Source organism: Micromonospora sp. ANENR4, from assembly GCF_015354395.1.
Lineage (GTDB): Bacteria > Actinomycetota > Actinomycetes > Mycobacteriales > Micromonosporaceae > Micromonospora > Micromonospora aurantiaca.
In genome coordinates this window covers 251,128-277,214 of the sequence record NZ_JADKYQ010000003.1, presented here as the reverse complement: position 1 = coordinate 277,214, position 26,087 = coordinate 251,128, and the positions used below count along the sequence as shown (strand labels likewise).

General features: G+C 72.8%; 23 protein-coding genes. 10 read left to right on the top strand and 13 right to left on the bottom strand.

Annotated features, from left to right (window positions below):
- Positions 1–197: 197 nt before the first annotated feature.
- Positions 198–1,190: an endonuclease/exonuclease/phosphatase family protein gene (locus tag IRY44_RS07160; protein ID WP_194799662.1), complete on the top strand. Its 993-nt coding sequence runs from the start codon at positions 198–200 to the stop codon at positions 1,188–1,190.
- 1 nt (position 1,191) lies between these two features.
- Here the strand turns inward: IRY44_RS07160 and cimA are convergent, their stop codons facing one another.
- The gene (gene cimA / locus IRY44_RS07155) at positions 1,192–2,790 is read right to left on the bottom strand and encodes a citramalate synthase (protein WP_194799661.1); all 1,599 of its coding nucleotides are present in this window, start codon (positions 2,788–2,790) and stop codon (positions 1,192–1,194) included.
- 315 nt (positions 2,791–3,105) lie between these two features.
- Between cimA and IRY44_RS07150 the strand changes: the two genes are divergently transcribed.
- The 4 genes from IRY44_RS07150 (at position 3,106) to IRY44_RS07135 (ending at position 5,647) form a co-directional block, all read left to right on the top strand.
- Positions 3,106–3,666: a peroxiredoxin gene (locus IRY44_RS07150; protein ID WP_069087635.1), complete on the top strand. Its 561-nt coding sequence runs from the start codon at positions 3,106–3,108 to the stop codon at positions 3,664–3,666.
- 2 nt (positions 3,667–3,668) lie between these two features.
- Positions 3,669–4,199 carry a carboxymuconolactone decarboxylase family protein gene (locus IRY44_RS07145; RefSeq protein ID WP_194799660.1) on the top strand — a complete coding sequence of 177 codons (531 nt, stop codon included), beginning with the start codon at positions 3,669–3,671 and terminating at the stop codon, positions 4,197–4,199.
- A 191-nt stretch (positions 4,200–4,390) separates the two neighbouring features.
- A complete protein-coding gene (locus IRY44_RS07140) occupies positions 4,391–4,855 on the top strand; it encodes a PRC-barrel domain containing protein (protein ID WP_194799659.1) in 465 nt (154 codons plus the stop codon).
- A gap of 51 nt (positions 4,856–4,906) precedes the next feature.
- Entirely contained in the window at positions 4,907–5,647 is a 741-nt protein-coding gene (locus IRY44_RS07135; RefSeq protein ID WP_194799658.1) for a tyrosine-protein phosphatase, read from the top strand.
- 50 nt (positions 5,648–5,697) lie between these two features.
- Here the strand turns inward: IRY44_RS07135 and IRY44_RS07130 are convergent, their stop codons facing one another.
- Together IRY44_RS07130 and IRY44_RS07125 are read right to left on the bottom strand one after the other, a co-directional pair.
- Entirely contained in the window at positions 5,698–6,792 is a 1,095-nt protein-coding gene (locus IRY44_RS07130) for a branched-chain amino acid aminotransferase (RefSeq protein ID WP_194799657.1), read from the bottom strand.
- A gap of 189 nt (positions 6,793–6,981) precedes the next feature.
- Positions 6,982–8,013: a 3-isopropylmalate dehydrogenase gene (locus IRY44_RS07125; protein ID WP_194799656.1), complete on the bottom strand. Its 1,032-nt coding sequence runs from the start codon at positions 8,011–8,013 to the stop codon at positions 6,982–6,984.
- A gap of 219 nt (positions 8,014–8,232) precedes the next feature.
- Here IRY44_RS07125 and IRY44_RS07120 point away from each other — a divergent pair, with 219 nt between their 5' ends.
- The gene (locus IRY44_RS07120; protein ID WP_194799655.1) at positions 8,233–9,105 is read left to right on the top strand and encodes an FAD:protein FMN transferase; all 873 of its coding nucleotides are present in this window, start codon (positions 8,233–8,235) and stop codon (positions 9,103–9,105) included.
- 310 nt (positions 9,106–9,415) lie between these two features.
- Positions 9,416–9,769 (top strand): hypothetical protein, encoded by a 354-nt coding sequence (locus IRY44_RS07115; protein WP_194799654.1) that lies wholly within the window; start codon positions 9,416–9,418, stop codon positions 9,767–9,769.
- A gap of 61 nt (positions 9,770–9,830) precedes the next feature.
- Here IRY44_RS07115 and serA read toward each other — a convergent pair whose 3' ends face one another.
- The 5 genes from serA to IRY44_RS07090 all read right to left on the bottom strand — a co-directional run bounded on the left by serA (position 9,831) and on the right by IRY44_RS07090 (position 17,857).
- Entirely contained in the window at positions 9,831–11,429 is a 1,599-nt protein-coding gene (gene serA / locus IRY44_RS07110; protein ID WP_120571297.1) for a phosphoglycerate dehydrogenase, read from the bottom strand.
- Between the two features lie 316 nt (positions 11,430–11,745).
- Positions 11,746–12,759 (bottom strand): ketol-acid reductoisomerase, encoded by a 1,014-nt coding sequence (gene ilvC, locus IRY44_RS07105; RefSeq protein WP_194799653.1) that lies wholly within the window; start codon positions 12,757–12,759, stop codon positions 11,746–11,748.
- A 58-nt stretch (positions 12,760–12,817) separates the two neighbouring features.
- Positions 12,818–13,333, bottom strand: a complete 516-nt coding sequence (gene ilvN, locus IRY44_RS07100; RefSeq protein WP_013284504.1) for an acetolactate synthase small subunit — start codon at positions 13,331–13,333, stop codon at positions 12,818–12,820.
- Positions 13,334–15,229 (bottom strand): acetolactate synthase large subunit, encoded by a 1,896-nt coding sequence (locus IRY44_RS07095; protein ID WP_194799652.1) that lies wholly within the window; start codon positions 15,227–15,229, stop codon positions 13,334–13,336.
- A gap of 180 nt (positions 15,230–15,409) precedes the next feature.
- Positions 15,410–17,857, bottom strand: coding sequence for a bifunctional diguanylate cyclase/phosphodiesterase (locus IRY44_RS07090; RefSeq protein ID WP_194799651.1), 2,448 nt, complete (start codon positions 17,855–17,857; stop codon positions 15,410–15,412).
- A 110-nt stretch (positions 17,858–17,967) separates the two neighbouring features.
- Between IRY44_RS07090 and ilvD the strand changes: the two genes are divergently transcribed.
- A complete protein-coding gene (gene ilvD / locus IRY44_RS07085; protein WP_194799650.1) occupies positions 17,968–19,815 on the top strand; it encodes a dihydroxy-acid dehydratase in 1,848 nt (615 codons plus the stop codon).
- Positions 19,816–19,876: 61 nt separating this feature from the next.
- Positions 19,877–20,599 carry a hypothetical protein gene (locus tag IRY44_RS07080; RefSeq protein WP_269696272.1) on the top strand — a complete coding sequence of 241 codons (723 nt, stop codon included), beginning with the start codon at positions 19,877–19,879 and terminating at the stop codon, positions 20,597–20,599.
- A 107-nt stretch (positions 20,600–20,706) separates the two neighbouring features.
- Here the strand turns inward: IRY44_RS07080 and IRY44_RS07075 are convergent, their stop codons facing one another.
- From IRY44_RS07075 to IRY44_RS07065, 3 genes are all read right to left on the bottom strand, one after another.
- Positions 20,707–20,880 carry a hypothetical protein gene (locus IRY44_RS07075; protein ID WP_194799649.1) on the bottom strand — a complete coding sequence of 58 codons (174 nt, stop codon included), beginning with the start codon at positions 20,878–20,880 and terminating at the stop codon, positions 20,707–20,709.
- Positions 20,881–20,970: 90 nt separating this feature from the next.
- A complete protein-coding gene (locus IRY44_RS07070) occupies positions 20,971–22,365 on the bottom strand; it encodes a stress response protein (protein WP_194799648.1) in 1,395 nt (464 codons plus the stop codon).
- A gap of 225 nt (positions 22,366–22,590) precedes the next feature.
- Positions 22,591–23,295, bottom strand: coding sequence for a TetR/AcrR family transcriptional regulator C-terminal domain-containing protein (locus IRY44_RS07065; protein WP_194799647.1), 705 nt, complete (start codon positions 23,293–23,295; stop codon positions 22,591–22,593).
- Positions 23,296–23,383: 88 nt separating this feature from the next.
- Here IRY44_RS07065 and IRY44_RS07060 point away from each other — a divergent pair, with 88 nt between their 5' ends.
- Entirely contained in the window at positions 23,384–24,052 is a 669-nt protein-coding gene (locus tag IRY44_RS07060) for a DUF4386 domain-containing protein (RefSeq protein WP_194799646.1), read from the top strand.
- Here IRY44_RS07060 and IRY44_RS07055 read toward each other — a convergent pair.
- Positions 24,049–25,740 carry a SulP family inorganic anion transporter gene (locus IRY44_RS07055; protein WP_194799645.1) on the bottom strand — a complete coding sequence of 564 codons (1,692 nt, stop codon included), beginning with the start codon at positions 25,738–25,740 and terminating at the stop codon, positions 24,049–24,051. The genes IRY44_RS07060 and IRY44_RS07055 overlap by 4 nt on opposite strands.
- Entirely contained in the window at positions 25,737–26,075 is a 339-nt protein-coding gene (locus IRY44_RS07050) for a helix-turn-helix transcriptional regulator (RefSeq protein ID WP_013284484.1), read from the bottom strand. The genes IRY44_RS07055 and IRY44_RS07050 overlap by 4 nt, the downstream gene beginning before the upstream one ends.
- Positions 26,076–26,087: the final 12 nt, after the last annotated feature.

Sequence of the window (26,087 nt, the reverse complement as noted above, 5' to 3'; positions counted from 1 at the left end):
CCGCTCGTGAGCTGGCCTTACTACAGAGAGTCGCGACGTCTCAACCAGGTGGAACCTAGCACCGGAAAATGCGGGCGGTCAATAGCACTATTGCGTGTCCGACCGATCCGCAAAGCTGCCCGGAAATTGCGAGCAACAATTCACGAAATTGTTTCGGAGGGCATCGCGCCGTCCCTGATCCGGGTAGCCTGAGCGCCATGATCACCCTGCCGCGACCGCCCCGCGCGGGCACCCGGAGCGGCCGCCTCGCCACCGTCGCGTGCTGGCTCGCCGTCGCGCCGGTCGCCGCGTGGGCACTGGTACGCCTGACCGGGCTGGAACGCGGCCCGCTGGTGCAGGCGGTCGCGTTCACGCCGTACGTCGCCGCCGTGGCCCCGGTCGTGGCGGTGGCCGCGCTCGCCCTGCGGCGCCGCGCCCCGGCGGTGGTCGCGGTCCTGGCCGCGCTGACGCTGATCGGCGCGGTGGCGCCGCGCGCGATCCCCGGCGACCGGCCCGCCGCCGACGGCCCGACGCTGCGGCTGCTCACCGCCAACCTGCGCCTCGGCTCGGCCGACCCGGCGGCGCTGGTGGACCTGGTCCGGAACCGCCGGGTCGACGTGCTCACGGTGCAGGAACTCACCCCGCCGCTGGCGGCCGAGCTGGACCGGCTCGGACTGGCCACGCTGCTGCCGCACCGGTCGCTGACGCCCGAGGTCGGCTCGACCGGCTCCGGCGTGTACGCCCGGCACCCGCTGCGCGACACCGGTCACCGGCGCAACAAGGGCTTCTTCTTCACCCAGGCGTACGCGACGGTGACCGTGCCCGGGGCGCCACCGGTGCGGGTGGAGTCGGCGCACCCGGCCGCGCCGTACGCCCCGCACGTGGTGCCGGACTGGTGGACCGACCAGCGCGCCCAGCCGCCTGCCACTCCGGACGGCGGGCTGAGCGTGCTGGCCGGGGACTTCAACGCCACGCTCGACCACGCGGCGCTGCGGGACCTGATCGCCACCGGCTACACCGACGCGGCGGACGCGGCCGGAGCCGGGTTCGACGGCACCTGGGGGCCCTACGACGGCGACCCGATCCCGCCGGTCACCATCGACCACGTCCTCGTCGACAGGCGCATCGCGGCCCACGCCGCCGGCACCTGGCCGGTGCCGGGCAGCGACCACCGCGCGCTGCTGGCCGAGCTGCGCCTGCCGGCCGGCTGAGTCAGGCCGGGCTCCCGCCCGCCACCCGGGCCCGGTCCAGGCCGTAGGTGAGCGCGTCGACGAGCGCGACCCAGCTGGCCTCGACGACGTTCGGGTGCACGCCAACGGTGGTCCAGTCGCGGCCCGTCCCGGCGGTCTCCACGAGCACGCGCGTGACAGCGCCGGTGCCGTGGCTGCCCTCCAGGATGCGCACCTTGTAGTCGGCCAGCTCGAAGTCGCGCAGCTCCGGGTAGTGCCGGGCCAGGCCCACCCGCAGCGCCTCGTCCAGCGCGTTGACCGGGCCGTTGCCCTCCGCGGTGGCGATCACCCGCTCGCCGCGTACCCGGATCTTCACCGTCGCCTCGGAGACCACCGCACCGTCCTCGCGGTGCTCGACGATCACCCGGTACGACTCCAGCGCGAACGGCCGGGCCGGCGCGGCATCGGGCAGCTCGGAGCGGACCAGCAGCTCGAAGGAGGCGTCGGCGGCCTCGAAGGACCAGCCGTCGGCCTCCAGTTCCTTGACCCGCCCGGTGACCCGGGACAGGGCGTCCGGATGGCCGGCCAGGTCCAGACCGAGCTCGCGGCTCTTGAGCTCGATGCTGGCCCGGCCGGCCATCTCGGTCACCAGGATCCGCATGTCGTTGCCCACCACAGCGGGTTCCACGTGGTTGTAGAGCAACGGGTCGACCTTGATCGCGCTCGCGTGCAGCCCCGCCTTGTGAGCGAAGGCGGCGGCCCCGACGTAGGCCTGGTGGGTGTCGGGGGCGATGTTGGCGATCTCGGCGATGGCGTGCGAGACCCGCACCATCTGTTCCAGGCAGCCCTCCGGTAGGACGGGCATGCCCAGCTTGAGCTGGAGGTTGGCGACGATCGCGAAGATGTCGGCGTTGCCGGGGCGCTCGCCGTACCCGTTGGCGGTGCCCTGCACGTGCCGGACGCCCGCCTCGACGGCGGCGATCGTGTTTGCGACCGCGCACGCGGTGTCGTTCTGCGCGTGCATGCCGAGCCGTTCCGGCGCGATGCCGGTCCGCGCCACCAGTTGCTCGACCACGGCGGTGACCTGGGAGGGCAGCATGCCGCCGTTGGTGTCGCAGAGCACGAACCGCTCGGCGCCGGCGGCCAGCGCGGTCTCCGCCACGGCGGCGGTGTAGCCCGGGTCGAACCGGAACCCGTCGAAGCAGTGCTCCCCGTCGACGAAGACGCGCCGCCCCTGCGCCACCAGGTACGACACGGTGTCGCGGATCATGGCGAGGTTCTCCTCGGCGGTGGTGCGCAGCGCGCGTTCCACGTGCCGCAGGTCCGCCTTGGCGACCAGGGCCACGGCCGGGGTCTGCGCGTCGAGCAGGCCGCGCACCTGCGGGTCGTCCTCGACCGCGAGGCCGGCCTTGCGGGTGGCCCCGAAGGCGACCAGGATCGCGTGCCGCAGCTCCAGCTCGGTGCGGGCGCGGCGGAAGAACTCGGTGTCCTTTGGCACCGCGCCCGGCCAGCCGCCCTCGATGAAGCCGACTCCGAGGTCGTCGAGCAGGCGGGCCACCGCCAGCTTGTCGACCACCGAGTACGTGAGCCCTTCGCGCTGCGCGCCGTCGCGCAGCGTCGTGTCGTACACCTGGAAGGTCATCGGAGTCCTCTTCTCGTGCCCTGGGGAGCAAACAAAAAGACCCCCCGCGGATGCGGGAGGTCTGCGCGCTCGGCGGGGGAAGGGCCGGCGCGCTAGCTGCTAATGATCAGGACGAAGCTGGTCACGACCCGTACTCTGCCACCCCGCCCACGGTTTTGGGAGGCGAAACCCATATTCCGGGACGACGACCGCCCTGGTGATCGCCTTCACACCGGACCACCGCCCACCACGAGCACAAACGGGGCTGCGGAAGAATCTTGAACTGATCCAGTTACTGGCCCGGCGGTGCTGCCGAGCCACGCTCAAGGAGGACCCGTGCTCACTGTCGGTGACCACTTCCCCGAGTACGAACTCACCGCCTGCGTGTCGCTCGACGCCGACAAGGCGTTCGAGACGATCAACCACAAGTCCCACGAGGGCCAGTGGCGCGTCGTGTTCTTCTGGCCGAAGGACTTCACCTTCGTCTGCCCCACCGAGATCGCCGAGTTCGGCCGTCTCAACGGCGAGTTCGCGGACCGGGACGCCCAGGTGCTCGGCGTCTCCGTCGACAACGAGTTCGTCCACTACGCCTGGCGCAAGGACCACCCGGACCTGCGCGAGCTGCCCTTCCCGATGCTCAGCGACATCAAGCGCGAGCTGACCTCCGCCTGCGGCGTGCTCGGCGCCGACGGTGTCGCGCAGCGGGCCACCTTCATCGTGGACCCGAACAACGAGATCCAGTTCGTCATGGTGACCGCCGGTTCGGTCGGCCGCAACGTCTCCGAGGTGCTGCGGGTGCTCGACGCGCTCCAGACCGACGAGCTGTGCCCGTGCAACTGGAACAAGGGCGCGGCGACGCTCGACGCCAACGCGCTCCTCGCCGGCGCCGGGGCCTGACCGTGGGTCTCGACGCGATCAAGGCGGGCCTGCCGGAGTACGCCAAGGACATCCGGCTCAACCTCGGTTCCACCATCACCACCTCGACGCTGAAGCCGGATCAGGCGTGGGGCACCGCCCTGGCCTGCGCGGTGGCGGCCCGGAACCCGTTGGTGCTGCGGGAGATCGCCGCCGAGGCGGCCGGTCACCTCACGCCCGAGGCGGTCGCGGCGGCCAAGGGCGCGGCGGCGGTCATGGCGATGAACAACGTCTACTACCGGGCCAAGCACCTGATCGGCGACGAGCAGTACGCGTCGCTGCCGGCCCGGCTGCGGATGCAGATCATCGCCCGGCCCGGCGTGGAGAAGGCCGACTTCGAGCTGTGGTGCCTCGCCGTCTCGGCGATCACCGGCTGCGGCGTCTGCCTGGAGTCGCACGAGAAGACGCTGCGGGCCGCCGGGTTCAGCCGTGAGCAGGTGCACGAGGGGCTGCGCATCGCCGCCGTCGTACACGCCGCCGCGGTGACCCTGGACGCGGAGGCCGCACTGGCCTGATCCACCGGCCCGCACGTGCCAGACCGGCACCGCGCGGGCCGACGACCCGAGAGGCCGGCGTCACCACCGTGGCGCCGGCCCCTCGGCGTCGGCGGACCGGCCTCGGCGGGTTGGTGCCCGGACAGGGTGGGTAACCCTCCCGACTGACGACGGCGCCGCGACGGCCGCGGCCCTGGGACGGGAGGCGGCACATGGACGGACTGGACCCGCGCGCCACGCACGGCGGCACCGAGCCGATCCTCGACGACGGCCGGGGCACGGTCGCCGGGGGCGCCCCGGCGGGTGCCTTCGACCCGTGGCGCTACCGCGACGAGGCGGGTGTGGCGAGCGCCGACCTGACCGGCTACAAGGTCGAGGCCACCGACGGTGCCATCGGCAAGATCGACCGGGCGAGCCACGAGGTGGACGACAGCTACCTGGTCGTGGACACCGGGCCGTGGATCTTCGGCAAGAAGGTGATGCTCCCGGCCGGGACCGTGAACCACGTCGACCACGACGCCCGCACCGTGCACGTCGACCGGGAGAAGGACCAGATCAAGGCCGCCCCGGAGTACGACGAGGCCAGCCACGCCGACCCCGGCTACCGGGACCGGCTTGGCGGCTACTACGGCGAGAGCCACTCGGCGCTGCCGCCGGACGTACCGCCGCGCGCCTGACACCTCGGCGACGGCCGGCGGGGACGGACGAACGCCCCGCCGGCCGTTACCGTGTCGGATGTGGACGCCCCGCAGAGCCCCTTCCCCACCCTGTTCAACTTCCGCGACGTCGGCGGATACGCCGCTCGGGACGGGCGCATGGTCCGCCGCGGCCGGCTCTACCGCTCCGACTCGCTGCACCGCATCGACGAGACCGACCGGAGCGCGTTCACCGCGCTCGGCATCCGCACCGTCATCGACCTGCGCCGGCCGTCCGAGGTGGAACGCGACGGGCGGGTGCCCGGCTACGACGGGCTGACCTACCGGCACATCCACCCCGAGCACGCCGACTGGGGCGCGAACCGGTTCGACGCCTCCGGCGTCAGCCTGGCCCGCTACCTGGCCGACCGGTACGCCGATCTGGCGCGTACCGGCACCGCCGGGCTCGGCGAGGCGGTCGGGTTGATCGCGGACAGCGCCAACGCCCCGGTGGTGGTGCACTGCGTCGCCGGGAAGGACCGCACCGGCATCGTCTGCGCGCTCACGCTCTCCGTGCTCGGGGTGCCCGACGAGGACGTGGTAGCCGACTACGCGCTCAGCACCGCCGCGTCGCGGCGCTTCACCGCGTGGGTCCGGGCCACGCTGCCGGACGCGGAGGAACCACCGCCGCCGTTCCTGGAGTCACCGGCCGAGACGATGGAGCTGTTCCTCACCGAGTTGCGCACCGGCTACGGCTCGGTCGAGGGCTACCTGACCCACGCGGGCGTCACCGAGGCGCAGCTGGATTCCCTGCGCACCCACCTGCTGGACTGACGCCGCCGCGGTGAGCAGGGAGCGGAATCCCTGCTCACCGCGAAGGGCCGTCAGAGGACCCGGGTGACCCAGCCGTGCGGGTCGGCGGCGCGGCCGCGCTGGATGTCGACGAGCTTCTGCCGCAACGCCATCGTGGCCCGGCCCGGCTCGCCGCCGCCGATGAGGAACTCGCCGTCGGGGAAGCGCACGCCGCCGATCGGGGTGATCACGGCGGCGGTGCCGCAGGCGAACACCTCGCGCAGCCGGCCACTCGCCGCGTCGGCCCGCCAGTCGTCGAAACTGACCGGCGCCTCCCGCACCTCGTGCCCGGCCTCGGCGGCCAGCGCGAGGATCGCGTCGCGGGTGATGCCCGGCAGGATCGTGCCGCCCAGCGGCGGGGTGACGATGCTGCCGTCGTCGTAGACGAAGAAGACGTTCATGCCGCCCAGTTCGTCGACGTACCGCCGTTCGACCGCGTCCAGGAAGACCACCTGGTCGCAGCCGGCCTCGATCGCCTCGGCCTGCGCGGCGAGCGAGGCGGCGTAGTTGCCGCCACACTTGGCCGCGCCGGTACCGCCGGGCGCGGCCCGGGTGTAGTCCGGCGAGACCCAGACCGTCACCGGCTTCACGCCACCGGCGAAGTACGCCCCGGCCGGCGAGGCGATCACGCAGTAGAGGTACTCGTTGGCCGGGCGGACGCCGAGGAAGACCTCGCTGGCGAACATGAACGGCCGCAGGTAGAGGCTGGCGTCCTCGTGCTCCGGGATCCACGCCTGGTCGATCTCGACCAGCCGGCGCAGCGACTCCACGAACGTCGCCTCCGGCAGCTCCGGCATGGCCAGCCGGCGGGCCGACGCGGCGAACCGGGCCGCGTTGGCCTCGGGACGGAACATCGTCACCGCGTCACCGGTTCGGTACGCCTTCAGCCCCTCGAAGATCTCCTGCGCGTAGTGCAGTACGGCCGCGGCCGGGTCCATCGGGATCGGCGCCCGCGCCTCCAGGCGGGCGTCGTACCAGCCCTTGCCCTCGGCGTAGCGGATCGTGACCATGTGATCGGTGAAGACCCGGCCGAAGCCGGGGTTCGCCAGCAGGGCGGCCCGGTCGGCGGCGGATACCGGCGCGGGATTCGGACGGATCTCGAAATCGAGCATGTCACCACCGCTCATCGCGCTGACCTCCCTGCGGGTTGACGGCATGCGGGATCGCACACCGACGTCACTGGTGCCAGAAAACTTACCCCGAACGGTCGTTCAGCGGATAGCTCCGCCCCGGCGGAGACGACGCGCCGGACGGTCGGGGTGGCCCGGTGACGGGTCTGGCGGCCCGGTACCGGGCCGCCAGCAGGGTCGGCCCGGTCAGGCTACGGCGTACGCGGCGAGCCGGTCGCCGACCTCCTCGGTACGCAGCGGCGTCCCCGGCGTACGCGCGGCCAACTCGGCGCCGACCGCGGCGGTGACCCGGGCGGCGGCGTCGGGGTGGCCGAGCTGGTCGAGCAGCAGCGCGGCGGACAGCACCGCGGCGACCGGGTCGGCGACGCCCTGGCCGGCGATGTCCGGCGCCGAGCCGTGCACCGGCTCGAACATCGACGGGTAGCGCCCCTCGGGGTTGATGCAGCCGCTGGCCGCGAGCCCGATTCCACCGGTCACGGCGGCGGCGATGTCGGTGAGGATGTCGCCGAACAGGTTGTCCGTGACCACCACGTCGTACCGCGCCGGGTTCGTCACCAGGAACATCGCGGCGGCGTCGATGTGCTGGTACTCGGTGGTCACGTCCGGGTGCTCGGCGGCCACCGCGGCGAACGCGCGCGCCCACAGCGACCCGGCGTGGGTGAGCACGTTCGTCTTGTGCACGAGCGTGACCTTGCGCCGCTCCCGGCGGCCGGCCCGGGCGAACGCGTCCCGGATCACCCGCTCGACGCCGTGCCGGGTGTTCAGGCTCTCCTCGGTGGCCACCTCGGCCGGGGTGTCCCGGTGCAGCGCGCCGCCGGCGCCCGCGTACAGCCCCTCGGTGCCCTCGCGGACCACCACGAGGTCGACCTCGCCGGGCTTGACCGCGGCCAGCGGACCGGCCACGCCGGGCCAGAGCCGGGACGGGCGCAGGTTGACGTACTGGTCGAAGGCGAACCGGAGCTTGAGCAGCAGACCGCGCTCCAGCACTCCCGGCGGCACGGTGGGGTCGCCCACCGCGCCGAGCAGGATGGCGTCGTGGCCGGCCAGCTCGTCGAGGACGGAGTCGGGCAGCACCTCGCCGGTGCGGTGGTAACGTGCCGCGCCGAGGTCGTACTCGGTGGCCTCGATCCCGGGCACCACCGCGTCGAGGACCTTGCGGGCCTGCGCGACCACCTCGGGTCCGATGCCGTCGCCGGCCACCACCGCGATGTGTGCCACCTGGCGCTCCTCGTCTCGTCGTTAGGCGCAACCGTACGTCGCCGTCCCGGCCCCCGGTACGAATCTTCCATCATCCGGGACGGCGAATCACAGGAGGCTCCCAGCCGGCACTCATGCTGCGGTCATCTCCACTGCTTAGGGTCGGATTCACCGGGTCGACGGGGGCCCGGAATCCGGCACCGCCGCGACGCGGCGGCGACCACCGAGGGGGCAGGTGTCATGCGGATCGAGCACCGGCGGGCCCACTGGGCGGACGAACAACCACGTACCCGCTGGGTCGACCAGTCCGCGTTCCGCCCGCTCCGGCCGGACCTGCACCTGGGTGCCACGAAGCACCGTGTCGAGCGGGCCGGCACCTCCGCGTCCGGGCGGATCAGCGTCCGGCACACCGTCACCACCTCGACCGCCGACTACACCATGCTGCTCAACGCGCCGGAGTGGTTCGGCCACCGGGCGGTGAGCGAGGCGCTGCGCGACGCCGTCGCCGAGCTGCGCGCCGTCGACCTCACCTACGGCCCGAACCGGCCGGACAGCCTCGTCTCCCGGCTGCGCCGCGACGAGATCAGCCCCGACTCGTACCCCCCGCTGGCCGACCTGATCGACCTCTGCGCCGCGATGCGGGCGGCCACCGACGGCTGGTTCGACGCCTGGGCCGTGCCCGGCGGCTTCGACCCGGGCGGCCTGCTCGGCGGCTGGGCGGTGGAGCGGGCCGCGGCGCGGTTGCGCGCCGCCGGCATCCACGACTACGCCGTGCTCAGCGGCGCCGACCTGACGGTACGCGGACACGCCGCCCACGGCGGACCGTGGCGCGTCGCCGTGCACCACCCGACGGACACCCGCCGGACACCTGTCGTGATGGAGATGACGACGGGCGCGGTCGGCACCTCGGGCGTCACCGGTCGGCGCGGGCACGTCGTCGACCCGCACACCGGCGAGCCGACCGACCGGCTGGTGGCCGCCACCGTGTTCGGCCCGAACCTCGCAGTCGCCGACGCCTACGCCACCGCCCTGTACGCCGCCGGACCGGCCGGGCTGGCCTGGTTCCGTCACGACTCGGACTACCGGCCGCTGTTCGCGCACCACCGGCGCTGATCTGCGCTCGGCGGGGGAGCGCGATCGGCCCCCACGGTCTCGGCAACGACCGTGAGGGCCGGTCAGCGACGAGTGCGCGTGGCTCGCGCAATCGAGGGGTGCGGGCCGAGGGGCCGGGCGCCCGACCACGCCACCCGAAGACGGGCCGGGGATCGACTCAGCGGAAACCGCATCGGTACGCTAGCGAATCGACGCAACTCGAGGCAAGAGTCTCCACAGCGGACGCCCGGTGAACGATGTCGGCAATCAGCGGTGAACGCCCGGTGGGGCAGAGGTGACGGGCCGGGCGCGGGATGGCACGCTGTCCGCCGTGAGTTTCGATCTGAGCGTGTGGGCCCTGCCGGACGGGGCGACACCGGAGCAGGTGCGGGCGGCGGTGCAGCAGTGCCGCGAGGGCTGGCACGGCAAGCAGCAACCCGACCCGAGGCTGGTCGCCTTTTACCGGACGATCACGGCGAGCTACCCCGACGGTCCGACCCGGCCGGGTACGCCCTGGGAGGCGCCGCTGCACACGGCCGCAGACCACATCGAGATGAACCTGAACCCGACCTGCCCGGACCAGGTCCTGCTGGACATCGAACGGCTGGCCGGCGAACACGACCTGATGCTCTTCGACGCGCAGGACGGCTCGGTCTACCCGCCACCGGCCCGCGTGCGTTCCTGACCGGCCGGGACGACGAAGGGCCCGGCCGCATCCGGCCGGGCCCCGATGTGTCCTGTTCGGACTACACGTCGCGCAGGTCGGCCGCGCTGGCCGCGACCGCGCCGATCGAGTCGGCGGCGGAGGTGAGCAGGTCGGCGCCGAGCGCCTGGTCGACGGTGAGCGTCATCAGCGTCTCGCCACCGGCCTCGCGGCGGGCCACCTGCATGGCGGCGATGTTGACGCCGGCCTCGCCGAGCAGCGTGCCGACGGTGCCGACCACGCCGGGCCGGTCGGCGTAGCGCAGGAAGACCAGGATGCCCTCCGCACCGATCTCCACGTCGAAACCGTCCACCTCGGTCAGCTTGAACACGTCGCGGGTGCCGGTGTGCGCCACGGTGCCGGAGACGCGGACGGTACGCCCGTCCGGCAGCGCCCCGCGTACGGTCACCAGGTTCGGGTGGTCGACGGTCTCGCCCGGCGTGGCCAGCGTGACCTCGACGCCCCGCTCGGCGGCCAGGTGCGGCGCGTTGACGTAGGTGACCTGCTCCTCCACCACGGAGCTGAACAGGCCCTTGGTCGCGGCGAGCTTGAGCACCGACACGTCGTGGGCGGCGATCTCGCCGCGCACCTCGACGGTGACGCTGGCGGCCACCCCGCCGGCCAGGGCGGTGAACGCCCGGCCCAGCCGCTCGGCCAGCGGCAGCAGCGGGCGGACGTCCTCGGCGACCACGCCGCCGGCCTGCACGTTCACCGCGTCCGGGACGAACTCGCCCTGGAGCGCGAGCTTGACGCTCTTGGCCACCGCGAGACCGGCCTTGTCCTGCGCCTCGTTCGTGGAGGCGCCCAGGTGCGGGGTGGCCACCACGTTGTCGAAGGCGAACAGCGGCGAGGAGGTGCACGGCTCCTTGGCGTACACGTCGACACCGGCGCCGGCGACCCGGCCCTCCGCGATCGCGTCGGCGAGCGCCTGCTCGTCGACCAGGCCGCCGCGGGCGGCGTTGACGATCCGGACGCCCGGCTTGACGATCGCCAGCTCCTTCTCGCCGATCAGGCCGACCGTCTCCGGCGTCTTCGGCAGGTGGATCGAGATGAAGTCGCTCTCCCGCAGCAGCTCCTCCAGCCCGACCAGGCGGACGCCGAGCTGGGCGGCGCGGGCCGGCTGGATGTACGGGTCGTACGCGATCAGCCGGGTGCCGAACGCGGCGATACGCTGCGCGAAGAGCACGCCGATGCGGCCGAGACCGACCACGCCCACGGTCTTGCCCTGGATCTCGACGCCGGTGTACTTGGACCGCTTCCACTCCCCCGCCTTGAGCGCGGCACTGGCGCTGGCGGTGTTGCGGGCGACCGCGAGCAGCAGCGCGACGGCCTGCTCGGCGGCGGAGACGATGTTCGAGGTGGGCGCGTTGACGACCATGACGCCCCGGGCGGTGGCGGCCGGCACCTCGACGTTGTCCAGGCCGACGCCGGCCCGGGCGACCACCTTCAGCCGCGGCGCGGCGGCGATCGCCTCGGCGTCGATCTGGGTGGCGCTGCGTACGATCACCGCGTCGGCCTCGGAGAGGGCGGAGAGCAGAGCGGGGCGGTCGGTGCCGTCCACGTGGCGCACGTCGAAGTCGTGCGCGAGCACCTCGATGGCGGCGGGGGCGAGTTCTTCGGCGATCAGTACGACAGGATTCATCGGTCCTCGTAGACGCTCGGTAATGGTTCGGCCTGGGGCGCGGGGACGCCGCGCTGCGCCCTGCGCCGATCCGTGCCACGGCCGTCGGGTGCGCTCGGGCACCACACCAAGGATGGTAGGTGCCTGCCCGCTCTCCGGGTCCCGGACTGCGGGGTGAGCGCCCTCACACAGGTCCGTCGCACGCCTGTCATCCCCTGTTCACCGGGGGCGGTGCGGGACGAGGCGTTACTCACCGTGTCCCAGCACGTGAACGAACGGCGGCCCGCGGCCCGACGCCGGGGAGAGCGTCGGGTCGCGGGCCGCACGTGGGGAGGGTTCAGGCGGTCTCGGTGATCGGCCGGTCGACCCAGCTCATCATGCCGCGCAGCTTCCGCCCGGTCTCCTCGATCGGGTGCGCCGCGCCCTCGGCCTGCCACTTGGCGAAGTTCGGCCGGCCGGCCTCGTCCTCGGCCACCCACTCGCGGGCGAACTCGCCGGACTGGATCTCGCCGAGGATCTTGCGCATCTCGTCCTTGACCCGGGAGTCGATGACGCGCGGGCCGCGGGACAGGTCGCCGTACTCGGCGGTGTCGGAGATGCTGTAGCGCATCCGGGCGATGCCGCCCTCGTACATCAGGTCGACGATCAGCTTCAGCTCGTGCAGGCACTCGAAGTAGGCCACCTCGGGCGCGTAACCGGCCTCGGTGAGCACCTCGAAACCGGTCTGCACCAGCGCCGCCGCGCCACCGCACAGCACCGCCTGCTCGCCGAACAGGTCGGTCTCGGTCTCCTCGGTGAACGTGGTCCGGATCGCGCCGGCCCGGGTGCCGCCGATCGCCTTCGCGTACGCCAGGGCCAAGCCGAACGCGTTGCCGCTGGCGTCCTGCTCGACCGCGACCAGGCAGGGCACGCCCTTGCCGTCGACGTACTGGCGGCGGACCAGGTGACCGGGGCCCTTCGGGGCGACCATCGCCACGTCCACGTCGGCCGGGGGCTTGATCAGGCCGTACCGGATGTTGAAGCCGTGCCCGAAGAACAGCGCCTTGCCCGCGGCCAGGTTCGGCGCGATGGCCTCGGCGTAGATGTGCCGCTGGGCGGTGTCCGGCGCCAGGATCATGATCACGTCGGCCTCGGCGGCCGCCTCGGCGGGCGTGAGCACCCGCAGGCCCTGCTCCTCGGCCTTCGGCCGGCTCTTCGACCCGGCGGGCAGGCCGATCACCACGTCGACGCCGGAGTCGCGCAGCGACAGCGCGTGCGCGTGGCCCTGGCTGCCGTACCCGATCACGGCGACCTTGCGGCCCTGGATCAGGCCCAGGTCGGCGTCGTCGTCGTAGAACACCTCAACGCTCATTGACTTCCCTTTCGTACGGCGGTGCCCGTCGGCCCGTCGAAAAACTTGTGGGTACGGATCAGGCGGCGCGCAGGGCCGGGCCGGCGGTGATGGCCCGCGAACCCCGCCCGATCGCCACGGTGCCGGACTGGACCATCTCCTTGATGCCGAACGGCTCCAGGTCGCGCAGCAGCGCGTCGAGCTTGTCCGGCGTGCCGGTCGCCTCGATGGTCAGCGTGTCCGGCGCGACGTCGACCACCCGGGCGCGGAACAGGCCGACCGTCTCCAGCACCTGGGCGCGGGCCGCGCGGTCCGCGCGGACCTTGACCAGCAGCAGCTCCCGCGCCACCGACACCTGCGGGTCCAGCTCCACGATCTTGAGGACGTTCACCAGCTTGTTGAGCTGCTTGGTCACCTGCTCCAGCGGCGAGGACTCGGCGTTGACCACGATGGTGATGCGGGAGACGTCCGGGTTCTCGGTCTCGCCGACGGCGAGGCTGTCGATGTTGAACCCGCGCCGGGAGAACAGCCCGGAGACCCGGGCCAGGACACCCGGCTTGTTCTCCACCAGCACGGACAGCGTGTGCATAGTCATCTAGAGTTCGTCCTCGTCGAACGCGGGGCGCACACCCCTGGCGAACATGATCTCGTCATTGCTGGTGCCGGCGGCGACCATCGGCCAGACCATCGCGTCCTTGCCGACCACGAAGTCGATGACCACCGGCGCGTCGTTGATCGCCATGGCCGCCTCGATGGTCTTGTCCACGTCGGCCGCGTTCTCGCAGCGCAGGCCGACGCAGCCGAGCGCCTCGGCGAGCTTGACGAAGTCCGGGATGCGGTGCTTGTGGGTGCCCAGCTCGGTGTTGGAGTAGCGCTCCCCGTAGAACAGGGTCTGCCACTGCCGCACCATGCCCAGGTTGCCGTTGTTGATCACGGCGACCTTGATCGGGATGCCCTCCAGCGCGCAGGTGGCCAGCTCCTGGTTGGTCATCTGGAAGCAGCCGTCGCCGTCGACCGCCCACACCGTGGTGTCCGGCTTGCCGACCTTGGCGCCCATCGCGGCCGGGACGGCGTAGCCCATCGTGCCCAGGCCACCGGAGTTGAGCCAGGTGTGCGGCTTCTCGTACGAGATGAACTGGCTGGCCCACATCTGGTGCTGGCCGACGCCCGCCACGTAGACCGCGTCCGGGCCGGCGATCTCGCCCAGCCGCTTGATCACGTACTGCGGGGAGAGCGTGCCGTCGGCCGGCTCCTCGAAGCCCAGCGGGTACCGCTCGCGCAGGTCGTCGAGCTGGGCCCACCAGCCGGTCAGGTCGGCCGGCGGGTGGGCGGCCTGCTCGGCGGTGACGGCGGCGATCAGCTCGTCGATCACGTGCCGCGCGTCGCCCACGATCGGGACGTCCGCGTGCCGGTTCTTGCCGATCTCGGCCGGGTCGATGTCGGCGTGCACGACTGTCGCGTCCGGCGCGAACGAGTCCAGCTTGCCGGTCACCCGGTCGTCGAAGCGGGCGCCCAGCGCCACGATCAGGTCGGCCTTCTGCAGGCCGTAGACCGCGGCGACGGTGCCGTGCATGCCGGGCATGCCCAGGTGCTGGCGGTGCGAGTCGGGGAACGCGCCCAGTGCCATCAGCGTGGTGACCACCGGGATGCCGGTCTGCTCGGCCAGCTTGCGCAGCCCCTCGGTGGCGCCGGCCTTGAGCACGCCGCCGCCGACGTAGAGGACCGGACGGCGGGCGCCGGTCATCAGCCGGGCCGCCTCGCGGATCTGCTTGCCGTGCGGGTGCAGCGTCGGCCGGTAGCCGGGCAGGTCGAGCGTGGGCGGCCAGGAGAAGGTCGCCGGCGCCTGGAGCACGTCCTTGGGGATGTCGACGAGCACCGGGCCGGGGCGGCCGGTCGCGGCCAGGTGGAACGCCTCGGCCAGCACGCGGGGGATCTCGTCGGCGGTCTGCACCAGGAAGTTGTGCTTGGTGATCGGCAGCGTGATGCCCTGGATGTCCGCCTCCTGGAAGGCGTCGGTGCCGATCGACGGCCGGGCCACCTGCCCGGTGATGGCCACCATCGGGACCGAGTCCATGTACGCGTCCGCGATCGGCGTCACCAGGTTCGTCGCGCCCGGACCGGAGGTGGCGATGCACACGCCGACCCGGCCGGTGGCCTGCGCGTAGCCGGTGGCCGCGTGCCCGGCGCCCTGCTCGTGGCGGACCAGGATGTGCCGGACCGTGGAGTCGTAGAGCGGGTCGTAGGCGGGCAGGATCGCGCCGCCCGGAATGCCGAAGACCACGTCGACGCCGAGCGCCTCCAACGACCGCACGAGCGAACCGGCGCCCGAGACCTGCGCGGTGGCGGGCTCCCGTACGGGCGTCTCGGTGGTGGCGGCCGCCGGGACGGTACGGCCGGGGCGGGCGGCGGGGTCGGAGTCACCGGCCGCGCCGGTGCCGGAGCGGGCACGGCGGGCGGAGTGGGCGAGGGTCTCTGGCGTGGGTCTCGTCATGGCGGTTCAAGCCTTCGGAAGTGAGTGGGTGACGCGCTTCTCAGGATGGGACGGCGAGGTCCCGGCGATGGTCCGACGGCAACAAAAAAGCCCACGTGCAGGATGCACGGGGCCAGCGCACTCTCGGTGGGAGAGTGCGCTCAGGTAAGTACTCGCGGCGACCGGTTCGACGACATGCGGCTAAGCCTGACGCATCTCACGCGATGAGTCAACTGATCCCACATTTTGGTTCACGGACGTGGGCGTGTCGGTCACCGGCACCCCCTCCGCGACCGGTGCCACCTGCGAAGATCCCTCCATCGGGGGACGCTGCGCGGGCACCGCGGCGGGCGGATTGTTGCGCAGCCTCGGCAGCAGCGGCGACGGGGCGCGGGCCGGCGCGGGCGGCGGCGCCGGCGGCATCGCGGTGTGCCGGTTGCCCGGCGCGGTGGCCGCCTCCAGCATCGCCTCCAGGTGCTCGGCCGGTACGCCCCAGCCGAACAGCGCGCCCTGGCCGAACCGGCACCCGGCGGCCACCACCGCGGCCAGCTCGGTCGGGTTGGTGACGCCCTCGGCGATCACCTCCAGCCCGAGCTGGTGACCCAGGCGCATGACGATGTCGACCATCGGGGCGAACGCCGGGCCGTCCCGCCCGACCGGCCGGACCGGCTCGTGCTCGGCGACCAGACTGTGGTCGATCTTCAGGATGTCGATCGGCAGGCGCCGGAGCTGGCCGAGCGACGAGTAGCCGGCACCGAAGTCGTCCAGCGCGATCCGCACCCCGGTCAGCCGCAGCGCGGTGAGCCGCCGGATCAGCTCGTCCAGGTCGGTGGCGACCGCGTGCTCGGTCACCTCCAGCACCAGCCGCTGCGGCGGCACGTGGTGCGCGCGCAGCGCGTCGGCGACCTGGACCACGTACTCCGGGGCGTGCAGCTCGCGCGGCGACACGTTCACCGACACCCAGACGTCGTGCCCGTCGGCCAGCCAGCGGGAGAGCTGGAAGCAGGCCTGGTGCAGCACCCACGCGCCGAGCTTGGCGATCATCCCGCACTCCTCGGCGAGCGGGATGAACTCGTCCGGCCGGACGTTGCCCAGCTCCGGGTGCCGCCAGCGCAGCAGCGCCTCCGCGCCGACCGGCCGCACCGACGGCAGCGAGGCCACCGGCTGGAAGACCAGCCGCAGCTCGTCGCGCTCGATCGCACCGCGCAGCTCGTGCTCCATCCGGGTACGCCGGCTCAGCAACTGGTCGTACGTGGCGTCGTAGCGCTCGATCCGGTTCTTGCCCCGCTGCTTGGCGTAGCGCAGCGCCAGGTCGGCGTTGCGCAGCAGCAGCTCGACGTCCTGCTCCCGCTGCCCGGCGGCCACCCCGATGCTCACCGACAGGAAGACCGGCCCGTCCCCCTGCTCGTACGGGCGGCCGAGGACCCCGAGCAGGCGGTCGGCGACCGGGCCGGGGTCGGCCGAACCGTGCATCAGCACCGCGAACTCGTCACCGCCGAGCCGGGCGGCCAGATCACCCGGGCGCAGGTTGCCCCGCAGCCGCCGTCCCACCTCGATCAGCACCGCGTCGCCGACGTCGTGCCCGCGCATGTCGTTGACGTTCTTGAAGCCGTCGAGGTCGAGCCCGAGCAACACGCACGGCATGCCCGCCTCGGCACTGCGGTGCAGGGCGCGCAGCAGCCCGCGCCGGTTCGCCAGCCCGGTCAGCGGGTCGGTGTGCGCCAGCTCGCGGAAGTGCGCCTCGCGCTCGGCGAGCCGGATCGCGTAGCCGCGGACGTCGTTCAGGGCCAGATATTGCCGGGTCACCAGGGCGAACCCCTCGACCGTGCCGGCCACGATCGCATACCCGTCGAACCCGCCGCCCTGCACCAGGTGGTACATCGCGGAGGCGGCCATCGCGAACATGGGCACGAAGGCGTACTCGCCGTCGCGGCGGATGAAGTCGACGTCGAGCTGCGTCAGGTCGGCGCGGCGCCCGGCCACGGCGGTGGCCAGCAGCCCGGCGGCGGTCAGCACCGCGCCGGTGAGCACCATGCCCGGGCCGGCCTGGCAGAGCCCGGCGGACACGGCCAGCCCGCCGGCCGTCACCGCTGTCGCGCCGGCCGCGAGCAGCGTGAGCCACCCGCGCGGCGGCGCGACCCGCAGCACGACGATCACGGTGAGCCCGGTGGTGAGCGCCGCGCTGACCGTCGCCAGCACGATCGGCAGGCAGGCGACCGGGGTGGCGTCGCCGAGCAGCCGGGTCGGCTCGCTGATCGCCACCCAGCCGACGAACCAGAGCGCACTGCCCATGATCAGGCCGTCGAGCAGCAGCCGGGCGGTGGCCGCCCGGGACGCGGCCGCGCCGGGCAGCCGCAGCACGGCGGCGCCGAGACCGAGCGCGGCGAGCGTCGTGCCGACGGCGACCAGGATCGCCCAACCGGTCCGCTGGCCCTGCCGGTGCGCCCAGTGGTCACCGGCGGCCAGCAGACCGCCGAGGCCGACCAGGAGGCTGAACAGGGCGGCCCCGGCGGCGACCGCGAGCAGCAGGTGAGCCGGCCGGCGGGGGCCGGTGCGGCGCCGCACCGAGGCGGCGAGCAGCACGGCGGCGCCGGCCGCGGCGATCCCGCTCAACACCGCGACGGTGACCATCCCCGGGGACGACTGCACGCGTCAACTCTGCCGGATGAGCGCCTCCCGTGGGGCACCGGGTGTGCAACTGTTGGGACACAGGGTGCGTGCGGCGGGGTCGCCGCGCGGATGGTGTCAGACTGGTTGTCATGCCTGAGCTGCGGTCGAGGACCTCCACCCACGGTCGGACGATGGCCGGCGCCCGGGCCCTCTGGCGGGCCACCGGGATGACCGACGACGACTTCGGCAAGCCGATCGTCGCCATCGCGAACAGTTTCACCCAGTTCGTACCCGGTCACGTCCACCTCAAGGACCTCGGCGGCCTGGTCGCCGACGCGGTGGCCGAGGCCGGCGGCGTCGGCCGGGAGTTCAACACGATCGCCGTGGACGACGGCATCGCCATGGGCCACGGCGGCATGCTCTACTCCCTGCCCAGCCGGGAGCTGATCGCCGACGCGGTGGAGTACATGGTCAACGCGCACTGCGCGGACGCCCTGGTCTGCATCTCCAACTGCGACAAGATCACCCCGGGCATGCTGCTCGCCGCGCTGCGGCTCAACATCCCGACGGTCTTCGTCTCCGGCGGCCCGATGGAGGCCGGCAAGACGGTGGCGATCGAGGGCGTGGTGCACTCCAAGATCGACCTGATCGACGCCATGATCGCCTCCTCCAACGAGGCGGTCACCGACGACCAGCTCGGCGAGATCGAGCGCTCCGCGTGCCCGACCTGCGGCTCCTGCTCCGGCATGTTCACCGCCAACTCGATGAACTGCCTCACCGAGGCGATCGGCCTGGCGCTGCCGGGCAACGGTTCGACGCTCGCCACCCACGCCGCGCGGCGGTCGCTGTTCGTCGAGGCCGGGCGCACCGTCGTCGAGATCGCCAAGCAGTGGTACGAGAACGACGACGCCTCGGTGCTGCCGCGCTCGATCGCCGGCCGGGAGGCGTTCGAGAACGCGATCGCCCTCGACGTGGCGATGGGCGGCTCCACGAACACCGTGCTGCACCTGCTCGCCGCCGCCCGCGAGGCGGAGCTGGACTTCGGCGTCGCCGACATCGACGCGATCTCCCGCCGGGTGCCGTGCCTGGCCAAGGTCGCCCCGAACTCCCCGAACTACCACATGGAGGACGTGCACCGGGCCGGCGGCATCCCGGCCATCCTCGGTGAGCTGGACCGCGCCGGGCTGCTGCACCGCGACGTGCGCGCGGTGCACTCCCCCAGTCTCGACGAGTGGCTGGCCGACTGGGACGTGCGCGGCGGCGCGGCCACGCGCGAGGCGGTCGAGCTGTTCCACGCCGCGCCGGGCGGGGTGCGCACCACCGAGCCGTTCTCCACCACCAACCGCTGGTCGTCGCTGGACACCGACGCGGCCGGCGGCTGCATCAGGGACCGGGAGCACGCGTACAGCGCGGACGGCGGCCTGGCCATCCTGCACGGCAACCTCGCGCCGGCCGGCTGCGTGGTGAAGACCGCCGGCGTGCCCGAGGAGTGCCTGACGTTCCGCGGCCCGGCCAAGGTCTACGAGTCGCAGGACGACGCGGTGACCGCGATCCTCGCCAAGGAGATCGTCGCCGGGGACGTGGTGGTGATCCGGTACGAGGGCCCGAAGGGCGGCCCCGGCATGCAGGAGATGCTCTACCCCACGTCGTTCCTCAAGGGCCGTGGGCTGGGCCGCTCCTGCGCGCTGCTGACCGACGGCCGGTTCTCCGGCGGCACCTCCGGCCTGTCCATCGGGCACGTCTCCCCGGAGGCGGCCTCCGGTGGACTGATCGCGCTGGTCCGCGACGGCGACGAGATCGTCATCGACATCCCGGGCCGGTCGATCGAGCTGAACGTGCCCGCCGACGTGCTGGAGGCGCGCCGGGTGGCCGAGGAGAAGCGGGACCGCCCGTACACCCCGCTCGACCGGCAGCGTCCGGTGTCGGCGGCGCTGCGCGCGTACGCGTCGATGGCGACCTCGGCCAGCGACGGCGCCTACCGCCGCGTCCCGGAGTGAGCAGCGCGGGGCTCTGCGACAGGGCCCCGCGCGACGCCCGCCGCCGGTAGGGTCCGGCGGCGTGGAGACGACGGTGAGCTACGCGCGACTGGTCCGGCCCGCGATCGACCGGGTGTACGTGGGCGCCCGCTGGGGAGCACGCGCCCGGATGGAGGCGTTCTACGCCGAGCGGGGCTGCACGCTCGGCGCGGAGAACAGCTTCTTCTCCGGCGTGCTGGCCCGGCCGATGCCCGCCGAGGCGCTGGCCGACGGCCTGATCTACACGTCCGGCAGCATGGACGAGGAGCTGGAGAAGGGCATCGTCGTCCGGGACGCCGACGGCGCCTGGCACCTCACCGACCTGGGCCGCGAGCTGACGCTGTTCGCCCAGCGGGCCAGCGGCGAGGCCGCCGAGGAGCTGTGGTCGACGCTGCCCGGCGTGCTGCCCGGCCTGAGCATCGTGCCCCGCCTCGCCGACCTGGTCGGCCGGGTGCTGACGCACGCGCAGGCCACCGGCGGGCCGGTGTTCCGGGCGATGTCCCCGCCGTACGAGCCGGAGGGCGCCTCCCCGGCGCTGCTGCTCGTCACCCGGCTGGGCTCGCTGCGGCACCACCGCGCCGACGCGCACCGGGCCGCGTGGCGGGCCGCCGGGCTGACCGCCGACGAGACCCGGGTGCTGCCGGACGGCCCGGAACGCGCGGCGATCGAGGCGGACACCGACCGCCGCGACGAGCCGGCGTACGCGGTCCTCACCGAGGCCGAGCGGTGGGAACTGTTGGCCGGCCTCGCCGCCCTGCCCAACTAGCGCTCTCGGCCTGCACAGCCGTCGGGTGGAACGTCATGGGTGTCAAACGATGCCGTAGACACCCATGACGTTCCACTCACGGCGCAGCGGCAACGGTGGCGGGCGCGTCAGGACTGGGCGGGGTCCTCCTCGGCCGGAAGGGTGCCGTCTATCGGCAGGCCGAACTCCGCCGGTGAGTTCTCGTCGGTCCCGTCCAGGTCGGCGTGCGGGTCCTCCGGAGTGACGTCGTCGGGGTCGGCGCCTCCGGCGTGCAGTTCGGACAGCTCAACCGGATCAGTCATGCCGTCCTGGTACCCGCCGGGCGCCGCCCGAACCCGCCCGTCCGTCAGGGCTGGATGTATCGCTCCCCCACCACGGGCGGAACGGTGGGGTCACTCGTCGGTGCGGTCCGCGGAACCGGAGCCGCCGGGCGTTCCCTGGGTGTCGAACTCGGGGCTGTCCTGGGACGAGATGGCGGTGGAGACGAGGCTGGAAGCGACCGGCTGAACGGGGATCACGTCCTCCGACGTACGCAACCGGGGTGCCGCAGGCATCCACGGCTTGAGGTTCTGGATGATCTGCTCATAGAAGTCGTCGATGGCGTGCAGCACGGAGTCGATGAAGGCGCCCCGGCCACTGCCACGCTTGGTCCCCGCAGCTGCGCTCTGGGCGATACGGAAAGCCCGCAGTTCACGCGAGGGATCGCTGATGAGCGTCGTCGGCTCGGCGCGTACCTGACGGAGGAGATCGGTAGCGCCACCGCCCCGGGCGTGCATGGCGAATGCCTCGATCCGAACCGTGTCCGGCGCGTCCCTCAGTTGACGGACCAGCCAGTTCACCCGGGTGGTCGGCCGGCCGGACCGCGGAGCGTCGACATCGACGTGGCAGACGATCTGCCCGGCCCGCAGATCGGCCGTCACGTGAAGGTGCCCGACCGCGCCCGGAATCCGGATGCTGCCGCTCAGGGTGCCGGCACTGGCGAGTTGATTGGCGAGTGACTGGGTGCGTGCGGCCGGGTCGGCGAGGTCGCGGCGGCTCAGCGCGGGAGTGACATCGGTGCCCAACTGGCGGCCGAGTCGGAGGCACGCGTAACGGATCAAGGCGTCGAAGCGCCCGGCGACCTGCGCTGCCGCGTCGTCGCCGGCCCGCAAGGTCCCGGCCGACACCCCATCCCGAACCTGCACCCAGGCCGGCCCCATGTCGCTGAACTCAAGAGCGCCCGAACGCGGGTGTTCGAGGTATCGGATCAGCTCGCCCAGAACCCATGCCTGATCCGGGTCTGCGACGCCGCGGTATTCCTTCTGAATCACCGCCTGGGTCAGGATCTCCGTCCAGGGCAGGTGATACAGGGCGACCTTGCGCAGTTTCCGGCGATCGACGGTCGTCGGATGCTGACCCGGGACCGGGGCGATCTCGTTGGAGATCGTGATGAGGGCGTCGAATCCCTGCTCCCGCGCGATGTCCAGGTAGGCCTCCAACTGCTCGGATCGCAGCGGGTTACTGCCGGTCTTCACCTCGACGAGTGCGGTCCACTGGCGCTGTCCCCTGGTGACGCGGATGAGACCATCCGGAAAGAGCTGCTGGTTTCCGAGTTTGAAGGGCACCTCGATGAAGGTCTGCACCACTCCGGCCGGCGCCCCGACGGACTGGGTCAGGACACGCCCGAACTCCCGTACCGCGCTCATCACCGCCAGCAGGGCGGAGGTCGCCCGGCGTTCCTGCTCCTCCGCGCCGTTAATGCCGGACGTGGGAATCAGGCGGGCCGCGAGCCAGGTTTCCTCAGACATGACGTGACTCCTCGTGAATGCGGTGGTACGAGAAGTTACTCGCGAGCCCGGCTGAAAAGCAGCGCGACAATTGGCGCGTACGAACGGAAATAGCTGACCAGTCGGATGCCGAGCGATCCGTCCCGGTGAAAACCGAATGCCGGACGGATAGGCCATGCCATCAGTTCGGCTTTTGTCGGCTTGACAGTCCGATACCTGACTGCGAATGGCGTTCCACCGACAGGTTCAGGCGCGCGGCAGGTGTCGCTCCAGGCCGTCGAAGAGCAGGTCGAGGGTGAACTCGAACTCGGTCTGAGAGTCGCACCAGCCCAGCGTCGGATCGGCCGCGTCGTGCGTCTCGGCGGCCACCATCGCGGCCAGGTGCGGCAGCCGCTCGGCCAGCGCCACCATCTCCGCTTCCGCGGCTGCGGCGTCGGCCGCCCCGCCCGCGTCCGGGCGGAACACCTCCTGGGCGAAGCCGAGCGCCATGCTGCCGAACGCGTGCAGCGCCCGGTGGGCGATCCGGTACGAGAAGCCGCCGTCGACGAGCGTGGCGAGGATGCCGTCGTAGTACGCGTACACCCCGGCGGGGACGGTCGGGCGGGAGTTGAGCAGCGCGGGCGCCCACGGGTGCCGCAGCATGACCGCGCGCGCGGCGAGGAAGCGCAGCCGCAGCCGGGTACGCCAGTCCCCGCCGGGCACGTCCGCCTCGGCCCGCTCGGCGGCTTCGGTGATCTCGGCGGCGACGGCGTCCACGAGGCCGTCGAGCAGCCCGGCCTTGCCGGGTAGGTGGTGGTAGAGCGACATCGCCTCGACGCCGAGTTCGGCGGCGAGCCGGCGCATCGTGAGCGCCGCCATCCCTTCGGCGTCGACGAGGGCGATCGCGCTGGCCAGGGCTCGCTCGCGGCTGAGCGGCTCCCGTGGCTTCCTCGCTCCCATCCGGCTCTCCATCTCCCCTTGACCTTACAACGTATGGTTGGCCTTACAACGTAAGGCAACCCCCGCCACGGGCACGTCGATCACCCCCGAAGGAGCCGCCATGCACCAGCTGATCCGTACCGCCCGGGTGACCGGGCTGTTCTACCTCGGGCTCGCCGTCACCGGCGCGCTGGGGTTCCTCACCGTCCGCCCGATGATCTTCGACCCGGACGACGCGGGCGCGACGTTCGCCAACCTGGTGGCCCACGAGTCGCTTGCCCGCGTCGGCATCGCCCTCGAACTGCTCGTCGTCCTCACCCAGGCGCTCACCGCCGTCTGGTTCCACCGCCTGTTCCGTACCGTCGACAGCACCGTCGCGGGCAGCATCGCCGCCTTCGGGCTCGTCAACGCGGTCGCGATCCTCGGCAGCGCCGCCGTCCTCGGGACAGCTTTGCGCGTCGGGACCGGCGGGCCGGGCGACGCGGACACCGTCCAGCTCCTCTACCTGGTCAGCGGGAACCTGTGGGAAGTGGGCGGCCTCTTCTTCGGGCTCTGGCTGGTGCCGATGGGCTGGTGCGTGCTCCGGTCGGGCTGGCTGCCCCGGCCGCTGGGCTGGGTCCTCGTCGCCGGCGGCGTCGGCTACGTGCTCATGACGTTCGTCGCGTACCTCGCCCCCGGCGCCGGGGTCGCGGGCGACCTGCTGGTGGTGCCCGCCACGGTGGGCGAGGTGTGGATCCTCGGCTACCTGATCATCTTCGGCGTGCGGAAGCAGGAGGTGACGAAAGCCTAGGCGGGACTCGCGGCGAGGGCGACACCCCGGGCGTACGCGATGGCGGCCGGGGTGTCCGCGAACACCAGGCCCTCGCGGCGCAGCTCGTCGGCGACGCCGAGCGTGCTGAGCACCTGGTCGTGGCCCGGGGTGATGCCGGAGAGCAGCACCGTGATCCCCCGGGCGCGCAACCGGGCGATGGCGTCGCCGAGCACCTGCGCGCCCGTCGCGTCGACGGTGGAGACGCGGGACATGCGCAGGATCACCACCCGTACGTCGGCCACCTCGGCCAGTTCCAGCAGGAAGGTGTGCGCGGCGGCGAAGAACAGCGGCCCGTCCAGCCGGTACGCGACGATGTGCTCGGCGAGCAGCGCATGCTCCTCGGCGCTGTGCTCGCCGGTGTCCAGCGGCACCTGTTCCAGCTTGGCGCTGCGCGCCACCGCGCGCAGCGCCAGGACGGCAGCGACGGCGAGCCCGACGACCACCGCCGTCACCAGGTCCCAGATGACAGTGACGGCGAACGTCAGCACCAGCACCACCGCGTCGGCCCGGGTGGCCCGCATCAGCGCGAGCAGGGAGGCCGCCTCCACCATCCGTACCGTGGTGGCGAGCAGCACGCCGGCCAGGGCGGCCAGCGGGATGCGGCCGACGAGCGGGGCGGCGGCGAGCACGATCGCGGCGAGGGCCACCGCGTGGGTGAGCGCGGCGAGCTTCGAGGACGCCCCGGCGCGGACGTTCACCGCGGTACGGGCGATGGCGGCGGTCGCCGGGATGCCGCCGAAGACCGGGGAGGCGAGGTTGGCCAGGCCCTGGCCGAACAGTTCCCGGTCCGGGTCGTGCCGCTCGCCGACAGTCATGCCGTCGGCCACCGTGGCGGAGAGCAGGCTCTCCAGGGCGGCGAGCGCGGCCACGGCGAGGGCGCTCGGCAGCAGTACGCCCAGCGCGCCGAGGTCCACGAAGTCCAGCGACGGCGCGGGCAGCCCCTGCGGCAGCTCGCCGATCCGGGCCAGCTCGATCGGGGTCAGCTCGGCGAGCAGCGTCGCAGCGGCCACGCCGACCAGGGAGAACGGCACGGCGGGCCGCCACCGGCCGCCGAGCAGCATCAGCGCCGCCACGCCGAGCGCCACGGCGATCGCGGCGGGCCGGGGATGCGCGGCGAACCGGGCGACCGCGTCGGCGGCGACCGCCCACACCTTCTCGCCGTGCGCGGCGGTGACGCCGAGCGCGGACGGCACCTGTTGCAGCGCGATGACCACGGCGATGCCGGCCGTGAAGCCCTCGATGACCGGGGTCGGCAGGTAGCGGACGTACCGGCCGAGGCGGGCCACGGCGAGCGCGATCAGGATCAGCCCGGCCAGCGCGCCGACCATCAGCACGCCACCGGCGCCGAACTGCTGCACCACCGGCACCAGCACCACAGTCATGGCCCCGGTGGGACCGGAGACCTGGAGGTTGGAGCCGCCGAAGACCGCCGCGACAGCTCCGGCGACGACAGCGGTGACCAGGCCGGCCTGCGCGCCGAGCCCGGAGGTGACGCCGAAGGCGAGCGCCAGGGGCAGCGCCACCACGGCGACGGTGAGCCCGGCGAGCAGGTCGCGCCGGGGCGAGCGGCGCGCCGCCGCCCAGTCGGCCCTGCCGGGCAGCAGCCCGCGGAACAGCCGGCCCGCCTGCCGGGCGGCGTCACCGGCACGAAGGGCCGCCGCGCTCACCGGTCCGTCCCCGAGGCCCGCAGTTCGTCCAGCAGGGCGTCCCGGTCGGTGAGGACCGCGCCGAGGATGCGCCGGCCGGCGGCGAGCAGGTCGGCCACGTCGGGGGTGCTGAGCGCGTACATCACCAGCGGGCCGTCCCGGTACGACGTGACCATGCCGGCACGGCGCAGCACGGCGAGCTGCTGGGAGAGGTTCGACGCCTCCACGTCGATGGCGGCCAGCAGGTCGCGGACCGGCTTCGGCCCGTCCTGGAGCAGTTCGAGCACCCGGATACGCACCGGGTGCCCGAGGGTGCGGAACAGCTCCGCCTTGGCCTGGTACAGCGGCACCGACACGACTCACCTCTC

Coding starts and splice junctions, on each gene's coding strand:
- IRY44_RS07160 (WP_194799662.1), top strand. CDS start 198: ATGATCACCCTGCCGCGACCGCCCCGCGCGGGCACCCGGAGCGGCCGC.
- cimA (WP_194799661.1), bottom strand. CDS start 2,790: ATGACCTTCCAGGTGTACGACACGACGCTGCGCGACGGCGCGCAGCGC.
- IRY44_RS07140 (WP_194799659.1), top strand. CDS start 4,391: ATGGACGGACTGGACCCGCGCGCCACGCACGGCGGCACCGAGCCGATC.
- IRY44_RS07130 (WP_194799657.1), bottom strand. CDS start 6,792: ATGAGCGGTGGTGACATGCTCGATTTCGAGATCCGTCCGAATCCCGCG.
- IRY44_RS07120 (WP_194799655.1), top strand. CDS start 8,233: ATGCGGATCGAGCACCGGCGGGCCCACTGGGCGGACGAACAACCACGT.
- serA (WP_120571297.1), bottom strand. CDS start 11,429: ATGAATCCTGTCGTACTGATCGCCGAAGAACTCGCCCCCGCCGCCATC.
- ilvC (WP_194799653.1), bottom strand. CDS start 12,759: ATGAGCGTTGAGGTGTTCTACGACGACGACGCCGACCTGGGCCTGATC.
- ilvN (WP_013284504.1), bottom strand. CDS start 13,333: ATGACTATGCACACGCTGTCCGTGCTGGTGGAGAACAAGCCGGGTGTC.
- IRY44_RS07095 (WP_194799652.1), bottom strand. CDS start 15,229: ATGACGAGACCCACGCCAGAGACCCTCGCCCACTCCGCCCGCCGTGCC.
- ilvD (WP_194799650.1), top strand. CDS start 17,968: ATGCCTGAGCTGCGGTCGAGGACCTCCACCCACGGTCGGACGATGGCC.
- IRY44_RS07075 (WP_194799649.1), bottom strand. CDS start 20,880: ATGACTGATCCGGTTGAGCTGTCCGAACTGCACGCCGGAGGCGCCGAC.
- IRY44_RS07070 (WP_194799648.1), bottom strand. CDS start 22,365: ATGTCTGAGGAAACCTGGCTCGCGGCCCGCCTGATTCCCACGTCCGGC.
- IRY44_RS07065 (WP_194799647.1), bottom strand. CDS start 23,295: ATGGAGAGCCGGATGGGAGCGAGGAAGCCACGGGAGCCGCTCAGCCGC.
- IRY44_RS07060 (WP_194799646.1), top strand. CDS start 23,384: ATGCACCAGCTGATCCGTACCGCCCGGGTGACCGGGCTGTTCTACCTC.